The following is a 16,767-nucleotide window of genomic DNA, read 5'->3' as shown; positions in this document are numbered from 1 at the left end:
TCAGGCCAGGTCTTCGAACAGCGCGGTGGACAGGTAGCGCTCGCCGAACGAGGGGATCACCACCACGATCAGCTTGCCGGCGTTTTCCGGCTGCCGCGCCAGTTGCAACGCCGCCCAGACCGCCGCACCGGAAGAGATGCCGACCAGCAGGCCTTCCTGGCTGGCCAGCGCACGGGCGGTGGTGAACGCGTCGTCGTTCTTGACGCGGACGACCTCGTCGTAGGCGGAGGTATTGAGGATGGACGGCACGAAACCGGCGCCGAGGCCCTGGATCAGATGCGGCCCCTTGGCGCCCCCGGACAGCACCGGCGAGCCCTCGGGCTCCACGGCGACGATCTTCACGCCGGGCTTGCGCGCCTTGAGCACCTCGCCGACACCGGTGATGGTGCCGCCGGTACCCACGCCGGCGACGAAGATATCGACCTGGCCGTCGGTATCGTTCCAGACTTCCTCGGCGGTGGTGTTGCGATGGATTTCCGGGTTGGCCGGGTTCTCGAACTGCTGCGGCATGAAGTAGGTGTCCGGGTCGGATTCGACCAGCTCGCGCGCCTTGGCGATGGCGCCGCCCATGCCATCCGGCCCCGGAGTCAGGATCAGCTCGGCACCGTAGGCCTTGAGCAGCATGCGCCGCTCGCGGCTCATGGTTTCCGGCATGGTGATCAGCAGTTTGTAGCCGCGCGCGGCGCACACCATGGCCAGCCCGATACCGGTGTTGCCCGAGGTCGGCTCGACGATGATGGTGTTCGGACCGATCTTGCCGGCCTTTTCGGCGGCGTCGATCATCGCCACGGCGATACGGTCCTTGACGCTGTGCGCCGGGTTGTAGAACTCCAGCTTGGCCGCCACGGTGGCGCCACAATCGGCGGTGAGGCGGTTGAGGCGGACCAGCGGAGTATTGCCGATCAGATCGGTAACAGTATTGGCGATGCGCATTGCTTATTCTCCCTTAACCCAAAAGTGGCCACACGTTATCACCTGTCATCATATAGTTGCTATCGACCGTGACCAAGACCGTTTGTTTATATCGTAGGAACGCGCAGCCCGCCGCAGCGCGCGACGGCGGCGAGAGAGTCAGACAAGACGATGGCCGGTCGGTTCACCCCGGGAGTGCCAAGGCGGCCAGCGCCTGCTCCCATTGCTGACGGATCGCCTCGCCATAGGCGACGAAGCGCACCTCGGTGATGGTATGTTCGTGGCTCTGCAGCCAGGTGGCGACTGTCTCGCAGGCGATGGACAGGGCCGCAGGCACGGGGTAGCCGTAGACGCCGCAGCTGATCGCCGGGAACGCCACGCTGTGCAAGCCGTGTTCGGCGGCCAGCTGCAGGCTGGCCCGGTAACACGAGGCGAGCAATTCGGCTTCGCCGGATACCCCGCCGTGCCAGACCGGCCCGACGGTATGGATGACGTGGCGCGCCGGCAGGCGGTAGCCCTGTGTCAGCCGCACCTGGCCGGTCGGGCAGCCGCCCAGAGTGCGGCACTCGGCCAGCAGTTCCGGTCCGGCGGCGCGGTGGATGGCCCCGTCCACGCCGCCGCCGCCGAGCAGGCTGCTGTTGGCGGCGTTGACGATGGCATCGACGTCGAGCTGCGTGATGTCCCCCTGCCAGACTTCCAGCACGGTCGGCCCCATTTGCCGTTTCATGGCCCCCTCCTTCCCGCCAGCACCAGGCGCGCCAGCTGCTCCGCCGCCTGCTCCAGTAACGGTGCGGCCTGCTGTATCGCCGCCTCCAGCGTCATCGGGCGGCTGCACAATGAGAAGCATCCGTCGAAATGCGCAGCCAGCTGTCCTTCGGCATCCGGCAGCACCGCCCCGGACAGCAGGCTGACCGGCACCCCGGCCGCCCGCGCCAGTTCGGCCACCCGGGCCGGCGCCTTGCCGGCCAGGGTCTGGCCGTCGCTGCAGCCCTCGCCGGTGAGCACCCAGTCGACCTGGGCGATGGCGTCGCTCAGGCCGGAGAGTTCCGCCAGCGCCGTGGCGCCGGAATGGCAGCGGCCGCCCAGCAGGTGCAGGGCGTACCCCAGGCCGCCCGCGGCGCCACTGCCGAGCAGCTCGGCACAAGGTTGGCCGAAGGCGTGATCGGCAGCGGCGGCAAAGCGGGCGATGGCGGCGTCAAGCCGCGCCACGGCATCGGGGGCGACGCCCTTCTGCGGGCCAAACACCGCGGTTGCACCGCGCGGCCCCAGCAGCGGATTGTCGACGTCGGACCACAGCTCCAGCTTGGTCACCTCCAGCCGTGCGTCCAGCCCGGACAAGTCGAGCGCCGCCACGCGTCCCAGCTGATCGGGGAGCGGCGCCAGGGTCTGCCCCTCGCGGTCAAGCAGGCGCACCCCCAGCCCGGCCAGGCAGCCGGCGCCGCCGTCGTTGGTGCTGGAACCGCCGAGGCCGACCGCGATATGGCGTGCCCCGGCGTCGAGGCAGGCGCGAATCAGCTCGCCGACACCGCGCGTGTCACGTTCGTGCACGCTGGCGGGGCCGACGTCGGGCAGGCCGATCACGCGCGCCACTTCGACCACCGCCACGCCGTGCGGCAGCAGCAGCCACTCCGCCTCGCACGGACGCCCCTCGGCATCATGCACGCTAGCGCGGTGCCATTCGCCCCCGAGCGTGGCGTGGAGGGCGTCGAGCGTCCCCTCGCCGCCGTCCGCCATCGGGCACAAGCGGCAGTCGGCGGACGGCTCCGCGCGCCGGATGCCGCGCGCCATGGCTTCGGCCACCTCACGGGCGGCGAGCGAACCTTTGAAGGAGTCAGGGGCGATGAGCCAGCGCATGCGCTTGTCCTCGGAAACAATCGTGAGAGAGCATCCTACCGCGGTTACGGCCTGCACCGGTTTCAGTTTAGACCCGGACATGAAAAAACCCTCCGGCCACAAGGGCACAAGGAGGGTTTTTTGCCGGCGCCGCAGCGTCTGGCTTATTCGGCCGGCTGCTCCGTGGCAGCGGCAGTTTCGGCCGGAGCCGCGACGGCGGCCACCTTGGCGGCCATCTGGCCCTCGGCGGCCTGCTTTTCTTCCGCCGTCACTTCGCCGGCCGGCTTACAGGCCAGGTCGAAACGCTTGCCACCGCGTGCCAGCGCCTTGACATAGCGCGGCTTGCGGCAATGATTGGCGACCACGCGGGCGATCAGCACGGCGTCGAACTGCGGCAAGGCGGCGATCAGGCTTTCGTGGATGCCGATGGCCAGAGGACGGAACTGGCGGAACACTTCGAACTTGCTGTACACATGCTCGGCGATCATTTCGGTCTGCTTTTTCTTGCTCAGACTCTGCACAGCGTTCTTGAGAGCAGCACCCAGTGCCGTTTCGGTATTTGGCTTCATGAACTTCAATCTAGTCGGTTGATGGCCGGCGGAACATCCTCCACCCGACCGAGGCTTGCTGATGCACGCCTCATTTTCCAAACGCTACCGCCGGCTACAGGACCGGTAACGCCCACAGAAGGCGTATCTTATGCCAGAACTCCGGCAAAAGTGAAACCCCAGCTCGTCCGGCGCCCATCTTCGTGGGCAGGAAAACATCACGTTGCAGGTGCCCACGGCGAGACAGTCTCGCCACGGCACCCCGGATACAAAAAAGCCGCAGCTGGCGCTACGGTCTCGTCTGTCACTCAGTTCAGTATGGTGCCCGGGACCGGGGTCGAACCGGTACACCTTGCGGCGAGGGATTTTAAGTCCCTTGTGTCTACCAATTTCACCACCCGGGCATGGAGGCGAGATTCTAGCCCAGAGCGCCCCCACAGGCAATCAGACTCAGGCCCGATCAGGCCCTGACGGGTGTTTGCGTCAGTCCGGGCCTCCCGGCCAAGGCCGGCGATCGCGTGCTTTCCGTCGCCCCTCACGGTTCGTGAGGCCCCATCCCGGAAGCCGGGCCGCACGTTCCACGGCCGGCGCGCCATGAACACGCACAGGGTAAAAAAGAAAAAAGCCCTGAATTATCAGGGCTTTTTATCTGGAGGCGGGGGTCGGAATCGAACCGGCGTCCACGGCTTTGCAGGCCGCTGCATAACCACTCTGCCACCCCGCCATTGACTGGCGTATCGACCCGCTAGGCGAATCGATGAAACTGGAGCGGGAAACGAGGCTCGAACTCGCGACCTCAACCTTGGCAAGGTTGCGCTCTACCAACTGAGCTATTCCCGCATGGTGCGATTACATCTGACAGACGCTGGAGCGGGAAACGAGGCTCGAACTCGCGACCTCAACCTTGGCAAGGTTGCGCTCTACCAACTGAGCTATTCCCGCGTCTGTGAAACGAATCTGTTTTATCCGGTGTTTGGAGCGGGAAACGAGGCTCGAACTCGCGACCTCAACCTTGGCAAGGTTGCGCTCTACCAACTGAGCTATTCCCGCATCGCCGGATATGCCATGAAAGAACTGGAGCGGGAAACGAGGCTCGAACTCGCGACCTCAACCTTGGCAAGGTTGCGCTCTACCAACTGAGCTATTCCCGCTTTGTCTTTCACTGTCTCGCTGCATTGCTGCGTCGAGAGACTGCGAATTATAAGGATTTATCGACCCCTGTCAACAGCTCAGAGATCGATTTTTTTACCGGCAAACTCGCGCGCCGCCATGCGCAGGTAGTAAACCATTGACCACAAAGTCAAAATCACCGCCAGCACCATGAACACGTTACCCAGCACCAGGGTACTCAATCCGGGCACGATCGGGCCGGCGTAGAGCAACAGCAGGATCGCCACCATCTGCGCGGCGGTCTTGAGCTTGCCGATATAGGCTACCGCCACGCTCTTGCGCGTACCCATCTCGGCCATCCACTCGCGCAGGGCGGAGATGGCGATCTCGCGCCCGATGATGATCATCGCCATCCAGCCGGGGGTGCGCGTCAGCTGCACCAGCAGGATCAGCGAGGCGGCGACGATGAGCTTATCGGCCACCGGATCGAGGAAGGCGCCGAAGGCCGAGGTCTGCCCCAGCTTGCGCGCCAGGTAGCCGTCGAGCCAGTCGGTCACCGCGGCCAGCGCGAAGATGACGGCGCCGGTGATGTTGCGCATGTCGGCCAACAGCAGCGAGTCGGGCAGAAAGAAGATGGCGACGAAGATCGGGATCAGGGCCACCCGGAGCCAGGTCAGAAATATCGGCAGGTTAAACGGCATCGTTCTGGTCTTGTTGTGTTCAGTGCAGGGCGTTGTAGATCTTTTCGGCCAGCGTCTGACTGATGCCTTCCACTTGGGCGAGGTCGTCGATGCTGGCCGCCATGACCCCGCGCAATCCGCCAAACCGGGTCAGCAGCCGTTGGCGACGCTTGGCTCCCACGCCGTTGATCTCTTCCAGCGAGGAGGCGGTTCGCGCCTTGCCGCGCCGGGCGCGGTGGCCGGTGATGGCAAAGCGGTGCGCCTCGTCGCGCACGGTCTGGATCAGGTGCAGCGCGGGATGGTCGTGCGGCAATTGTAGCGTCTTTTCCCGGTACGGGAGGATCAGTGTTTCCAGCCCCGGCTTGCGCTCTTCGCCCTTGGCCACGCCGACGATGGGGAGGTTGAGGCCGATGTCGGCAAACACCTCCAGCGCCACGCCGACCTGGCCCTTGCCGCCGTCGATCAGCACCACGTCGGGCAGCTTGCCTTCGCCTTCGGCCAACTTGCTGTAGCGGCGCGTCAGCACCTCGCGCATGGCGCCGTAATCGTCGCCGGCCTTGGCGGTGGTGATGTTGTAGCGGCGGTATTCGGAGGGCTGCATGTCGCCGCGGTCGTACACCACGCAGGAGGCGACGGTGGCCTCGCCCAGGGTGTGGCTGATGTCGAAGCACTCCAGCCGCTCCACTCCTTCCAGCTCCAGCACCTCGTTGAGCCGGGCCAGACGCTGGCTCTGCGTGGCGTGGCTGGCGAGTTTCTGCTGGATGGCGAGTTGGGCGTTCTTCTCGGCCATTTCCAGCCAGACGCGGCGCTCGCCGATGGGGTTGCCCACGATGGCCAGGCGGCGCTCGGCCTGCTGCTCGAGGTAGTCGCGCAGCGTGGGCGAGATCGTGCCGTTGACGATGATCACCGGCGGCAGCGGCGCCCCCAGATAATGTTGCGCCAGGAAGGCCTCGAGGTTGGCCGAAGTGTCGCTGCCCTCGCTGTTGAGCGGGAAGAAGCTCTTGTCGCCCAGGTGGCGGCCGCCGCGCACCATCACCAGGTTGACGCACACCACGCCCTGCTGTTCGGCCACCGCCACCACGTCGGCGTCATGGCTGACGTTGCTCGACACGAACTGCTTCTCCTGCACCCGCGACAGCGCCTGGATCTGGTCGCGCAGCGCGGCGGCCTGCTCGAACTCCATCGCGGCGGAGGCGGCCAGCATGCGGTCGGTCAGGCTATCGATCAGCTCGTTCTGCTTGCCCTGCAGGAAGGCGACGGCGTTGGCCACGTCGGCGCGGTACGCGGTCTCGTCGATGTGGTCGACGCACGGTCCCGAGCAGCGCTTGATCTGGTACAGCAGGCAGGGGCGCGAACGGTTGGCGAACACCGCGTCTTCGCAGGTGCGCAGGCGGAACACCTTCTGCAGGATCTGGATGCTCTCGCGCACCGCGTAGCTGTTGGGATACGGCCCGAAATACTGGTGCGGCTTCTTCGGGTCGCCGCGGAAATAGGCCAGCTGCGGGTAGGCGTGCGCCGACAACATCAGGTAGGGATAGGACTTGTCGTCGCGGAACAGGATGTTGTAACGGGGCGCCAGCGCCTTGATCAGGTTGTTTTCCAGGATCAGCGCCTCGGCCTCGGAGCGCGTCACGGTGGTCTCGATGGCGGCGATCTGGCGCACCATGAGCTGGATGCGCGGGCTCAGGTCGTTTTTCTGGAAATAGGAACTGACGCGCTTCTTGAGGTCGATGGCCTTGCCCACGTAGAGCACCTTGCCGGCCGCGTCGAGCATGCGGTAGACACCGGGCAGGTTGGGCAGGTGGGTCAGGATGGCTTTGGGGTCGAACGTCGTGCTGCTAGTCACTGAAACTCTCGTCTTGGAGCGGGGGGAAGACATCGTCCCACGGGGATTTTCTGCGGTCACCGCCGCGCCGCCAGGCTGGTTGGAGAAGCGCTGCCGTACCTAAAGTACAGCGAGCTTCTTTGGACCGGGATGGCGGACGCCGCCGCTTTATTTACCCGCGCTCACTTGCACCAGGTTGCCACGTCCTGTTCGGACTGGCGGATCATGTCGTTGCGCTGGGCATCGCTGGCCAGCGCGTTGCTGCCCGGCAGGCGGATGCGGCCGTTGAGCTGCAGGCTGGACAGGTTGCTCTTGGCGCGCAGGCAGTTTTCGGCACGGATCTTGCGGTTGAGCTCCTCGGCCTGCCGGGCCAGATCGGCCTTGTCGTTCCCCTTGTCCACGGCCTTGGCGGCGGGCGTCGACGCTTCGGCCTTGGGCGGCGGCGTCACCCTGATGTTCAGCTGGCTGGCCTTTTGTCCCGGCGGCGGCTGATCGGAATACACGGTGCGCCCGGTGGCGTCCTTCCAGGTGTAGACCTCGGCCCAGGCCGGCAAGGACAGCAGGATAAAAGTGCACAGCCACCACCGATGTTTCATGTCACCCTCCCCCTCTTAAAATACCGCGGCAATGCCGGGCATTGTACGGTCACGTCGACGGCCGCGGCAAAGCGCTGCACGCGGCTTTTGCCAAGCGCCCCCGTCTTTCGATATAATGTTTATTTGCCGCAAAGGAAACGCCAGATGCGTATCATCGAGAAAGCCTATACTTTCGACGACGTTCTCCTCGTCCCGGCCCACTCTTCGGTACTGCCGCGCGACGTTCAGCTTCACACCCAACTCTCCCGCAACATCCGCCTCAACCTGCCCATGCTGTCCGCAGCCATGGACACGGTAACGGAAGCCCGACTGGCCATCGCCATGGCCCAGGAAGGCGGCATCGGCATCATTCACAAGAATATGTCGATCGAGCGCCGGGCCCAGGAAGTATCCAAGGTGAAGCGCTACGAGAGCGGTGTCGTCAAAGACCCGATCACCATCGCCCCGGACATGCTGGTGTGCGACCTGATCAACCTGACCCGCCAGCACCGCATCTCCGGCCTGCCGGTGGTACAGGATGGCAAGGTGGTGGGCATCGTCACCAACCGCGACCTGCGCTTCGAGACCCGCCTGGAACAGCCGGTATCCTCGATCATGACCCCGCGCGAGCGTCTGGTGACGGTCAAGGAAGGCGCCAGCATCGACGAGGCGCGCGAGCTGATGCACAAGCACCGCCTGGAGCGCGTGCTGGTGATCAACGACGCGTGGGAGCTCAAGGGCCTGATCACCGTCAAGGACATCATCAAGACCAGCGAACACCCGTTCGCCTGCAAGGATAGCCAGGGTCGCCTGCGCGCCGGCGCCGCCGTCGGCGTCGGGGCCGGCACCGAAGAGCGCATCGCCGCCCTGGCCGCCGCCGGCGTCGACGTGGTGGTGGTGGATACCGCCCACGGCCACAGCCAGGGCGTGCTCGACCGCGTGCAATGGACCAAGAAGAACTTCCCGCAGATCGACGTGATCGGCGGCAACATCGCCACCGCCGACGCCGCCCTGGCCCTGCTGGACATGGGTGCCGACGCGGTGAAAGTGGGCATCGGCCCGGGCTCGATCTGCACCACGCGTATCGTGGCCGGCGTCGGCGTGCCGCAGCTGACCGCGATCCACAACGTGTCGGAAGCGCTCAAGGGCACCGGCGTGCCGATGATCGCCGACGGCGGCATCCGCTTCTCCGGCGACATCGCCAAGGCCCTGGCGGCCGGCGCCAACTGCGTGATGCTGGGCGGCATGTTCGCCGGCACCGAAGAGGCACCGGGCGAGGTCGAGCTGTATCAGGGCCGTTCGTACAAGTCCTACCGTGGCATGGGCTCGCTGGGCGCCATGACCCAGGGCTCGAGCGACCGCTACTTCCAGGACAACGAGGCCAACGTCGACAAGTTCGTGCCGGAAGGCATCGAAGGCCGCGTGCCGTACAAGGGCCCGATCGCCCAGGTGATCCACCAGCTGACCGGCGGCCTGCGTTCCTCGATGGGCTACCTCGGTTGCCGCACCATCGAAGAGATGCACGCCAAGGCCGGCTTCGTGGAGATCACCTCCGCCGGCATGCGCGAGTCGCACGTGCACGACGTGCAGATCACCAAGGAAGCGCCGAACTACAACGTCGACCGCTAAGCAACTGACGTTTCTGTACGGCAAAAAACCCGCTTCTCCGGAAGCGGGTTTTTTCATGGCTTCGGCCAACCCTGTCACCGGGGCGGTCGATGACGCTACACTACGCCCACGTCTTTGACCGATCGCCCGCGCCATGTCTCAACCTCTTCTCCCGTCCCGCTCCGAAACCGTGATCCTGCGCCAGCACCGTTACCACGTGCGCCACTGGGGAGCGGACGGCGCGCCACGCTTGTTCATGCTGCATGGCTGGATGGATTCGTCCGCCACCTTCCAGTTCCTGGTCGACGCGCTGGGCGACGGCTGGCACGTCATCGCGCCGGACTGGCGCGGCTTCGGCGACAGCGAATGGAACCGCGGCAGCTATTACTTCCCGGACTACCTCGCCGACCTCGATGCGCTGCTACAGCACTACGCGCCCGACGCCCCGGTGACGCTGATCGGCCACAGCATGGGGGCGATGATCGCCGGCCTCTACGCTGGGGTGCGCCCGGAGCGGGTCGCGCGGCTAATCTGTGTCGAGGGCTTCGGGCTGGCGGCGACGCGTCCGGAAGAGGCGCCCGGCCGCTACGCGCGCTGGCTACGCGAACAACACACCACGCCGGGCTACCAGCCGCTCGGCACGCTGGACGACGTCGCGGCGCGCCTGGTCGAGCGCAATCCGCGCCTGGACAGCGCCCGCGCCGGCTTCCTGGCGGCGGCGCTGACCCACGAGATCGACGGCGCGCTCCGCTACCGCGCCGACCCGCGCCACAAGATGGTCAACCCGGTGCTGTACCGGCTGGAAGAAGCCAAGGCCTGCTGGCGGCGCATCGCCTGCCCGGTGCTGTGGGTGATCGGCGGCGACATGTGGGACCACCCGATGGCCAAGGGCGTGTTCGCCACGCTGGACGAGCGGCGCGCCTGCTTTGCCCGGCTCAGCGAAGCCACCGTCCCCGAGGCCGGGCACATGATCCAGTGGGAGCAGCCGGAAAGGTTGGCCGAAGCCCTGCGCCCGTTCCTGACGGCGTGAGTACGCCCCGGCGCCAAGCGTTCGGCATGGCGGCATGGCAGCCGCTACCCCGCCCGGCTAACGCCCCAAGCAGCACCGCCTCGAGGCCACACAGGCAGTGAATTTGTCTGCTTTTCGGCCAAAAATCATGGCTTTTATGCTGCACTGCAGCGTCGTTACGCGGTAGAATTTATCCCATAGACCGCTCGTGGCCAGGGCACACGCCGTGGACGGTCCGATAACAAGCCAAGCCCGGCACAGTCCGGGCCTTATCGTTTCAAGATCGATCGTTTGGAGATCCCATGACCCTCATCAAGATGAGTTGCATCGCCGTGGCCGTCGCCGGCCTCGCCGCCTGCGGCCAGAAGGCCGAAACCAGCGCCGACGCCGCCAAGACCGCCCCCGCCGCCGACGAGCTGGTGGTGAAAATCGGCCACGCCGGCCCGATCACCGGCCCGGCCGCCAACTACGGCAAGGACAGCGAGAACGGCGCGCAGGTTGCCGTGGACGAACTGAACGCCGAAGGCGTCTCGCTCGGCGGCAAGAAAGTGAAGTTCGAGCTGGTGTCGGAAGACGACCAGGCCGACCCGAAAGCCGCCACCCAGGTCGCACAGCGCCTGGTGGACGCGCAAGTGGCCGGCGTCATCGGCCACGTCACCTCCGGCGCCACCATCCCGGCATCCAAGATCTACTCCGACGCCGGCATTCCGCAGATCTCGCCGTCGGCCACCTCGCCCAGCTACACCCAGCAGGGCTACAAGACCGCCTTCCGCGTGATCGCCGACGACGCCGCCCAGGGCCAGGCGCTGGGCGCCTTCGCCGTGAACGAGCTGAAGGCCAAGAAGATCGCCATCATCGACGACCGCACCGCCTACGGCCAGGGCCTGGCCGACGAGTTCGAGAAGGCCGCCAAGGCCGGCGGTGCCGAAATCGTCAAGCGCGAGTTCACCAACGACAAGTCCACCGACTTCGCCGCCATCCTGACCACCCTCAAGGCGCTGAAGCCGGAGGTGATCTTCTTCGGCGGCATGGAAGCCCAGTCCGGTCCGCTCACCAAGCAGATGAAGCGCCTTGGCCTGACCGCCAAGCTGCTCTCCGGCGACGGCACCCGCACCCCGGATTACCTGAAGCTTGCCGGCGCCGACGCCGAAGGCAACTACGCCTCCACCGCCGGCCAGCCGAACGACAAGATGCCGGGCTTCACCAGCTTCAGCGAGAAGTACAAGGCCAAGTTCAAGCAGGACGTGGCGGTGTTCTCGCCGTACAGCTACGACGCCGTACGCACCCTGGTGGCGGCGATGCAGAAGGCCGACTCGGCCGAGCCGGCCAAGTACCTGCCGGCACTGTCGAAGGTGGAATTCGCCGGCGTCACCGGCCCTGTGAAGTTCGACGCCAAGGGCGACCGCCTCAACCCGACCGTAACCATCTACCAGGTCAAGAACGGCCAGTGGGAAGTGGCCAAGGTGCTGGGTGGCGGTACTGCGCCGGCGGGCAACGCCTCCGCCGCGCAGTAAGCGTCGACGCACGTCAGATCAGAACGGCATCCGGGAAACCGGGTGCCGTTTTTGTTTGCCCGCCCCTCTTCTCCTCAGGCCCCGGCAAAGCGGATCAGCCGGCTGCGGTCGATGCCGAGCCCGATGTTCTGCCCGGCGCGCAGGCCCTCGGGAAACTGCGCCGCCTCGCGCGCCGACAGCGTCAGCGTGAAACGCGCCGCCTGCTGCGTCAGCTCGACGCGGATACCCTCGCTGAGGCTGTCCACCCGCTCCACGCGCGCCGGGGGATGCGCCGGCCCGAGCAGGAAGGCCTGCTCCGGCAGCACGCCGTCGTCCAGCACGTTGTGGTAGCCGATGAACGAGGCCACCCAGGCATTGCGCGGCGCCGCCAGCAGCTCCTGCGGCCGGCCGCACTGCACCACCTTGCCCTGCTGCAGCACCGCCACGCGGTCGGCCAGCGCGAACGCCTCGGCACGGTCGTGCGTGACCAGGATCGCCGGGATGCGCGCGGCGGCCAGCCGGCGGCGGAACTCGGCCTGCAGGCTCTGGCGCAGGTGGGCGTCGAGGCTGGAAAACGGTTCGTCCAGCAGCAGCAGGCGCGGCGACGTCACCAGCGCTCGCGCCAGCGCCACGCGCTGCTGTTCGCCGCCGGACAGCGTCCACACCCTGCGCGCTCCGTAGCCGGCGAGCCCGAGTTCGGCCAGCGCACGCTCGGCCTCGGCGTAGGCCTCGCGCCGGGGCAGGCGCCGCTCGATCAGGCCGAAGGCGACGTTGTCGCGCACGTCCAGATGCGGGAACAGCGCGAAGTCCTGGAACATCAGCGCCACCTGGCGCGCCTCCGGCGCCAGGGCGGTGAGATCGACCCCGCCGAGCCGGATCTGCCCGGCGTCGGGCCGCTCCAGCCCGGCGATCATCTTCAGCAGCGTGCTCTTGCCGCAGCCGGACGGCCCGAGCAGCGCCAGCGTTTCGCCGTCGGCGACGGTGAGCGACAGGTGGTCGGCCACCACACGTTGGCCGAAGGCCTTGCACAGGTTGACGAGCTCAAGCATGGTCGGAATCCTTGGCCGGGCGCCCGGGCCATTCGATGATGACGAAGGCGCTCACGGCAAACAGCATCAGCACGCTGGACAACACCAGCGCGGCATCGAGGTTGGCGGCACCGGGACGGCCCAGGCGCTGGTAGATCAGCGTGGTGAGCGTGGTCCACTCCGGGCGCGACAGGAACAGCGTGACGGCGAATTCGCCCAGCGCGGTGGCGGCGGCGAACGCCAGCCCGCGCCGGAACGCCGGCTGCAGCAGTGGCCACACCACGCGGACGAAGGCGCGCGGCGCGCTGGCGCCCAACGTGCGCGCCGCCTGCGGCCATTGCGGCGGCACGCCGTCCAGCGCCGCCGCCACGCTCTTGGTGACGAAGGGATAGGCCAGCAGGGCATAGGCACCGAGCAGCAGCGTCAGGCTGGCACTCCACCCCGGGTACAGCAGCAACAGGCCGAACGCCACGCACACCGGCGACAGCACGAAGGGCAGGAAGGCGGCGGCGCGCAGCCACAGCCAGCGTTGCGCCGCCAGCGCGTGCGCCAGCCCCAGCACCGCGGCCAGCGTCAGCGCCAGCGCCGAGAAGCGCAGGGTGTTGGCCAACGCCGCCAGCGTATCGCCCTCGCCCAGCACCGCCCACGCCTCGACCCCGGCCGACAGCGCACGCCCGGCCACGGCCAACAGCGGCGCCGCGGCGAACAGCGCCAGCAAGGCCAGCGCCCCCGCCAGCAGTGCCCGTTCCGGCAGGGTCGCCACCGGACGCGGCGGCAGCGGCTCGACCTTGACCGGCGTGGCCAGACGCCGCTCCAGCCAGGCGTAGCCGAACGCCACCGCGCCGCTCAGGCACAGCAGCAACAGCGCCAGCGCGCCGGCGTCGGCCAGGTTCAGCTCGTACGCCACCAGCGAGTAGATCTCCACCTCCACCGTGGCGTAACGCTGCCCGCCCAAGAGCAGCGCCAGCCCGAAACCGGAGAAGCAATACAGAAACACCAGGCACAACGCCGACGCCAGCCACGGCCGCGCCACCGGCCACTCCACGCGCCAGAACGCACGCCAAGCGGTGCAGCCGAGCGTGCGCGCCGCCGCCAGGCGCGAGGCCGGCACCGTGGCCAGCGCCTCGCTGGCGGCGCGGATCACCAGCGGCAGGTTGTAGAACAGGTTGCCGTACAGCAGCAGCCACGGTGTGTCCTGCAGGTTGAGGCCGGTGACGCCATGCGGGCCGAACAGCGCCAGCACGCCGAGCGCAGCCACCAGCGTCGGCATCACGAACGGCAGCAGCAACAGGCGCAGGATCAGCGCTCGCCCGGGAAAGGCGAAACGCGCCAGCACCCAGGCCAGCGGCAGGCCGATGGCGAGCGCCAGCACACAGGTGACGACGGCCTGCGTCAGCGACCAGAGCAGGCGCCAGAGCAGGTAGTCGTCCTGGAAAAGGTTGGCCGAAAAGCCGCTGCCGCCCTCGTACAGCAGCCGCGCCAACGGCGCCAGCGCCATCAGGGAGAGAAACGCCAGCGGCAGCAAGGCCAGGGCCTGGCGGGAAAACACGGCACGCATCGCGGCCCTCGACAAAGACCAACGGCAGACAGGCTGCCGTGTTGGAAACACCTAACGTAAGGCCCGGGAGCTTGTGAAGAAATCGTCCCACAGGGATTCTCTGCGGTCATCGCCCCCCCAGGCCGGTTCAACCCGAGGAAAATCGACTGACTCAGCCATGCAAGTGGTACGGCGAGCATCACAGGGTTGGGATAGGGGTACGCGGCAGAGTTATTCCAAGCTCTCAGTAGCCGGACTTCAACACCACGCGGGTCCAGCGGCTCACCCAGCCGGCGCTCTTGGCGGCGATGGCCCGGCTGTCCGGGGTATCGTGCGCCGTCGGCTGTTGCGCCAGCGCGAACACCGGGTTCAGCTTGACGCCGGGCAGCACCGGGTACATCCACATCTGCGTCGGCAGGTCGGCCTGCACCGCGCCGGAGCGCAGGAAGTCGACGAACTGCTGGGCCGCCTGCTTCTGCCCGCCGCCCTTGACCAGCGCCACGCCCTCCACCTGCTGGAACACGCCGCCCTTGAGCAGCAGGTTGCCGGTCGGCGCTTCGGCCAACTTCTCCTTGCTGTAGAACACCTCGGCCGCCGGGCTGGTGGCGTAGCTCACCACGATCGGGCGGCTGCCGCCGTTCTTGCTGAAATCGGTGTAATAGGCTTCGCTCCAGCCCTTGGCCACCTTGACGCCGTTGTCGCGCAGCTTGCCCCACCAGGCGAAGGCCGGCTCCTCGCCCAGGCCCTTGACGGTGGCGAGCAGGAAGGCCAGTCCTGGACTCGACGTCGCCGGGTTTTCCACCACCACCAGGTTCTTGTAGGCCGGGCGCGTCAGCTCGTCGAGCGAGGTGGGCAGCGCCAGCTTCTGCCCGGCGAACCAGGCCTTGTCGTAATTGAGCGTGACGTAGCCGTAGTCGACGCTCACCATCCCCGGCAGCGTCTGCTTCACGGCGGCGCCGGCCGGGCTCGCGGTCGGCTCCAGCACACCGGCCTGCTGCGCCTTGCCGAGCAGCGTGTTGTCGATGCCGTAGACTACGTCGGCGATCGGATTGGCGCGGGTCAGGATCAGCTTGTTGACCATCTCGCCGGCGTCGCCGGCCTTGATCACCACCACCTTGACGCCGGACTGCTGCTCGAACCCCGCCAGCAGTTCCTTGGACAGCGCGAACGAGCTGTGCGTCAGCACGCGCAGTTCGGCCGCCTGGGCGCCCAGCGCGCTCGTACACAACGCCAGCCACAGCACTTTCTTGAACATAGGAACACTCTCCTTGCCGATCGCGGGGCCTCCGCCTCCGTCTTGCCAGGGCAAAACGGGGCAAACACGGCCCCGGCCTCGGGCCGCCGCCACGGCCGGCGCCGATGCCTGACGGCACCGTCACGCTCCCTCCGCTGGCACGACCCAGATCAGGTTGCGGGGTCTCTCTCAGCCGCGACGAATCGCGGCACCCCCGGTGACGAAAAACGGCAGTATAGCGCCAAGCCGTGCGGCACGGCAGGCCGGGAAGACGGGCAGGCGACGGGCAAAAAAATGGCCTGAAGGACGAATCCTCCAGGCGAGGCTTACACACGTAAAAGAGGCTAACGAAACGAGAGACTGACTCGCGCGGCCCACGCACAACAAGACCGCAGGAGAACTCTTTGCAAACGCCATGCCAGCCCTGGAGCCGGCTTGTGCCGCTGCCGGATTTGCGCAATGCACCACAAGAAGACCGTGGCGCACCACAACATCACGGGGGTGGGCCACCCGGGCGCCGGTGGCCTGCGTTATGATTGCGCCATGGATAGCCTGCCCAACACCAAGAAGCCCGTCGTCGCGGCGGCCGAGAAACCGGCGCTGCCGGCGCCCGAGAGCGAAGCCTACCTCGCCAGCCAGGCCATGCCGCTGGGCGAGACCGTGCTGATGCTGTCGCGCGATGGCGTGGCGATCTACGGCATACTGCACCGCAGCCGCGCCATGACCGGCCAGTCCGACTACTTCCGGCTGCAGTTCCGCGGCTACGCCGCCGCCGCCGGCACCCAGTGGCAGCCGTTCGGCGGCGACGACGCGCAATTCCACACCGTCTACAACAGCGCCTGGGTGCGGGCCGACCACCCCAGCCGCACCGCCACCTTCGGCCCCAAGGGCGGCGTCATGGCGAGCGAGACCTTCCGTCACGCCGGGCTCGACACCTTCCTGCTGGCCCAGGTCATCGGCTGGATCAAGGGCATCTATCCCGATTACGCCGTCAGCCCCGGGCTGGTCACCCTGCCCGCCACCTGCAGCGAGGACGAGCGCCTGCAGCGCAACGCCTTCTTCGCGCGCCAGGGTTTCGAGTTCGAATGGCAGGACAGCAACCAGAAGAACGCCCTGTTCTTCAAGGACAAGGTCAACAAGCTGCTCGGGGTATGGGACAAGGAACACATCACCGAATACAGCGGCGAAGCCATGTTGCAAAACATGGCGCAGCTGGAAGAGACGCGCGCCCACCTGGAACAGCGCGTGAGCGCCCTGGAGTCGCGCCAGACGACGCTGCAGCAGGCGCTGCAGAAGGAGCGCAGCACCGCCCAGATCATGACCGGCGTCGTCATCCTGATCCTGATCATCGGCATGTGGGCGGTGCTGTAAGCGG

General features: G+C 67.0%; 14 protein-coding genes, 6 tRNA genes and 1 riboswitch. Of the genes, 4 read left to right on the top strand and 16 right to left on the bottom strand.

Going from position 1 to position 16,767, the window contains the following annotated elements; all coding sequences use genetic code 11:
* The 13 genes from cysK to ABKF58_RS09950 form a co-directional block, all read right to left on the bottom strand.
* On the bottom strand, window positions 1–933 hold the full coding sequence (gene cysK / locus ABKF58_RS10010; RefSeq protein WP_014088099.1) for a cysteine synthase A: 933 nt from the start codon (window positions 931–933) through the stop codon (window positions 1–3).
* A gap of 163 nt (window positions 934–1,096) precedes the next feature.
* Window positions 1,097–1,639 (bottom strand): O-acetyl-ADP-ribose deacetylase, encoded by a 543-nt coding sequence (locus ABKF58_RS10005; RefSeq protein ID WP_482584293.1) that lies wholly within the window; start codon window positions 1,637–1,639, stop codon window positions 1,097–1,099.
* Window positions 1,636–2,766 carry a glycerate kinase family protein gene (locus ABKF58_RS10000; protein ID WP_482584292.1) on the bottom strand — a complete coding sequence of 377 codons (1,131 nt, stop codon included), beginning with the start codon at window positions 2,764–2,766 and terminating at the stop codon, window positions 1,636–1,638. The genes ABKF58_RS10005 and ABKF58_RS10000 overlap by 4 nt, the downstream gene beginning before the upstream one ends.
* Before the next feature lie 143 nt (window positions 2,767–2,909).
* The gene (locus tag ABKF58_RS09995) at window positions 2,910–3,314 is read right to left on the bottom strand and encodes a ProQ/FINO family protein (protein WP_008955055.1); all 405 of its coding nucleotides are present in this window, start codon (window positions 3,312–3,314) and stop codon (window positions 2,910–2,912) included.
* Between the two features lie 298 nt (window positions 3,315–3,612).
* Window positions 3,613–3,697, bottom strand: a tRNA-Leu gene (locus tag ABKF58_RS09990).
* 246 nt (window positions 3,698–3,943) lie between these two features.
* Window positions 3,944–4,017: transfer RNA gene (locus tag ABKF58_RS09985), tRNA-Cys, on the bottom strand.
* Between the two features lie 40 nt (window positions 4,018–4,057).
* Window positions 4,058–4,133 (bottom strand) — tRNA-Gly (locus ABKF58_RS09980).
* A gap of 26 nt (window positions 4,134–4,159) precedes the next feature.
* A tRNA-Gly gene (locus tag ABKF58_RS09975) sits at window positions 4,160–4,235 on the bottom strand.
* A 32-nt stretch (window positions 4,236–4,267) separates the two neighbouring features.
* Window positions 4,268–4,343 (bottom strand) — tRNA-Gly (locus ABKF58_RS09970).
* Between the two features lie 25 nt (window positions 4,344–4,368).
* A tRNA-Gly gene (locus tag ABKF58_RS09965) sits at window positions 4,369–4,444 on the bottom strand.
* Between the two features lie 78 nt (window positions 4,445–4,522).
* Window positions 4,523–5,104, bottom strand: coding sequence for a CDP-diacylglycerol--glycerol-3-phosphate 3-phosphatidyltransferase (gene pgsA, locus ABKF58_RS09960; protein WP_008955054.1), 582 nt, complete (start codon window positions 5,102–5,104; stop codon window positions 4,523–4,525).
* A gap of 19 nt (window positions 5,105–5,123) precedes the next feature.
* On the bottom strand, window positions 5,124–6,929 hold the full coding sequence (gene uvrC / locus ABKF58_RS09955; RefSeq protein ID WP_482584291.1) for an excinuclease ABC subunit UvrC: 1,806 nt from the start codon (window positions 6,927–6,929) through the stop codon (window positions 5,124–5,126).
* Between the two features lie 161 nt (window positions 6,930–7,090).
* On the bottom strand, window positions 7,091–7,504 hold the full coding sequence (locus tag ABKF58_RS09950) for a DUF4124 domain-containing protein (protein ID WP_482584290.1): 414 nt from the start codon (window positions 7,502–7,504) through the stop codon (window positions 7,091–7,093).
* 144 nt (window positions 7,505–7,648) lie between these two features.
* Between ABKF58_RS09950 and guaB the strand changes: the two genes are divergently transcribed.
* From guaB to ABKF58_RS09935, 3 genes are all read left to right on the top strand, one after another.
* The gene (gene guaB, locus ABKF58_RS09945) at window positions 7,649–9,112 is read left to right on the top strand and encodes an IMP dehydrogenase (RefSeq protein WP_482584289.1); all 1,464 of its coding nucleotides are present in this window, start codon (window positions 7,649–7,651) and stop codon (window positions 9,110–9,112) included.
* Between the two features lie 133 nt (window positions 9,113–9,245).
* Window positions 9,246–10,121: an alpha/beta fold hydrolase gene (locus ABKF58_RS09940; protein WP_482584288.1), complete on the top strand. Its 876-nt coding sequence runs from the start codon at window positions 9,246–9,248 to the stop codon at window positions 10,119–10,121.
* Between the two features lie 281 nt (window positions 10,122–10,402).
* Complete coding sequence (locus ABKF58_RS09935) at window positions 10,403–11,614, top strand: branched-chain amino acid ABC transporter substrate-binding protein (RefSeq protein WP_294865521.1); 1,212 nt, start codon at window positions 10,403–10,405, stop codon at window positions 11,612–11,614.
* A gap of 74 nt (window positions 11,615–11,688) precedes the next feature.
* On the opposite strand, the gene ABKF58_RS09930 is transcribed toward ABKF58_RS09935, so the two are convergent.
* The 3 genes from ABKF58_RS09930 to ABKF58_RS09920 form a co-directional block, all read right to left on the bottom strand.
* Window positions 11,689–12,642, bottom strand: coding sequence for an ABC transporter ATP-binding protein (locus ABKF58_RS09930; RefSeq protein ID WP_482584287.1), 954 nt, complete (start codon window positions 12,640–12,642; stop codon window positions 11,689–11,691).
* Window positions 12,635–14,179 carry an ABC transporter permease gene (locus ABKF58_RS09925; protein ID WP_482584286.1) on the bottom strand — a complete coding sequence of 515 codons (1,545 nt, stop codon included), beginning with the start codon at window positions 14,177–14,179 and terminating at the stop codon, window positions 12,635–12,637. The genes ABKF58_RS09930 and ABKF58_RS09925 overlap by 8 nt, the downstream gene beginning before the upstream one ends.
* 223 nt (window positions 14,180–14,402) lie before the next feature.
* Window positions 14,403–15,413 carry a thiamine ABC transporter substrate-binding protein gene (locus ABKF58_RS09920; RefSeq protein ID WP_482584285.1) on the bottom strand — a complete coding sequence of 337 codons (1,011 nt, stop codon included), beginning with the start codon at window positions 15,411–15,413 and terminating at the stop codon, window positions 14,403–14,405.
* A gap of 108 nt (window positions 15,414–15,521) precedes the next feature.
* A riboswitch (TPP riboswitch) is annotated at window positions 15,522–15,618 on the bottom strand.
* Window positions 15,619–15,851: 233 nt separating this feature from the next.
* Between ABKF58_RS09920 and ABKF58_RS09915 the strand changes: the two genes are divergently transcribed.
* On the top strand, window positions 15,852–16,763 hold the full coding sequence (locus ABKF58_RS09915) for a hypothetical protein (RefSeq protein WP_482584284.1): 912 nt from the start codon (window positions 15,852–15,854) through the stop codon (window positions 16,761–16,763).
* Window positions 16,764–16,767: the final 4 nt, after the last annotated feature.

This window comes from Pseudogulbenkiania sp. AW2-16 (assembly GCF_056824575.1).
Note: the sequence above shows the minus strand (reverse complement) of the source record. Positions and strands in the feature narration are given on the sequence as shown.

Excerpts from the sequence above, each read along its gene's own strand:
- cysK (WP_014088099.1), bottom strand. The coding sequence starts at position 933 with ATGCGCATCGCCAATACTGTTACCGATCTGATCGGCAATACTCCGCTG.
- ABKF58_RS10005 (WP_482584293.1), bottom strand. The coding sequence starts at position 1,639 with ATGAAACGGCAAATGGGGCCGACCGTGCTGGAAGTCTGGCAGGGGGAC.
- ABKF58_RS10000 (WP_482584292.1), bottom strand. The coding sequence starts at position 2,766 with ATGCGCTGGCTCATCGCCCCTGACTCCTTCAAAGGTTCGCTCGCCGCC.
- ABKF58_RS09995 (WP_008955055.1), bottom strand. The coding sequence starts at position 3,314 with ATGAAGCCAAATACCGAAACGGCACTGGGTGCTGCTCTCAAGAACGCT.
- pgsA (WP_008955054.1), bottom strand. The coding sequence starts at position 5,104 with ATGCCGTTTAACCTGCCGATATTTCTGACCTGGCTCCGGGTGGCCCTG.
- ABKF58_RS09950 (WP_482584290.1), bottom strand. The coding sequence starts at position 7,504 with ATGAAACATCGGTGGTGGCTGTGCACTTTTATCCTGCTGTCCTTGCCG.
- guaB (WP_482584289.1), top strand. The coding sequence starts at position 7,649 with ATGCGTATCATCGAGAAAGCCTATACTTTCGACGACGTTCTCCTCGTC.
- ABKF58_RS09940 (WP_482584288.1), top strand. The coding sequence starts at position 9,246 with ATGTCTCAACCTCTTCTCCCGTCCCGCTCCGAAACCGTGATCCTGCGC.
- ABKF58_RS09935 (WP_294865521.1), top strand. The coding sequence starts at position 10,403 with ATGACCCTCATCAAGATGAGTTGCATCGCCGTGGCCGTCGCCGGCCTC.
- ABKF58_RS09930 (WP_482584287.1), bottom strand. The coding sequence starts at position 12,642 with ATGCTTGAGCTCGTCAACCTGTGCAAGGCCTTCGGCCAACGTGTGGTG.
- ABKF58_RS09925 (WP_482584286.1), bottom strand. The coding sequence starts at position 14,179 with ATGCGTGCCGTGTTTTCCCGCCAGGCCCTGGCCTTGCTGCCGCTGGCG.
- ABKF58_RS09920 (WP_482584285.1), bottom strand. The coding sequence starts at position 15,413 with ATGTTCAAGAAAGTGCTGTGGCTGGCGTTGTGTACGAGCGCGCTGGGC.
- ABKF58_RS09915 (WP_482584284.1), top strand. The coding sequence starts at position 15,852 with ATGCACCACAAGAAGACCGTGGCGCACCACAACATCACGGGGGTGGGC.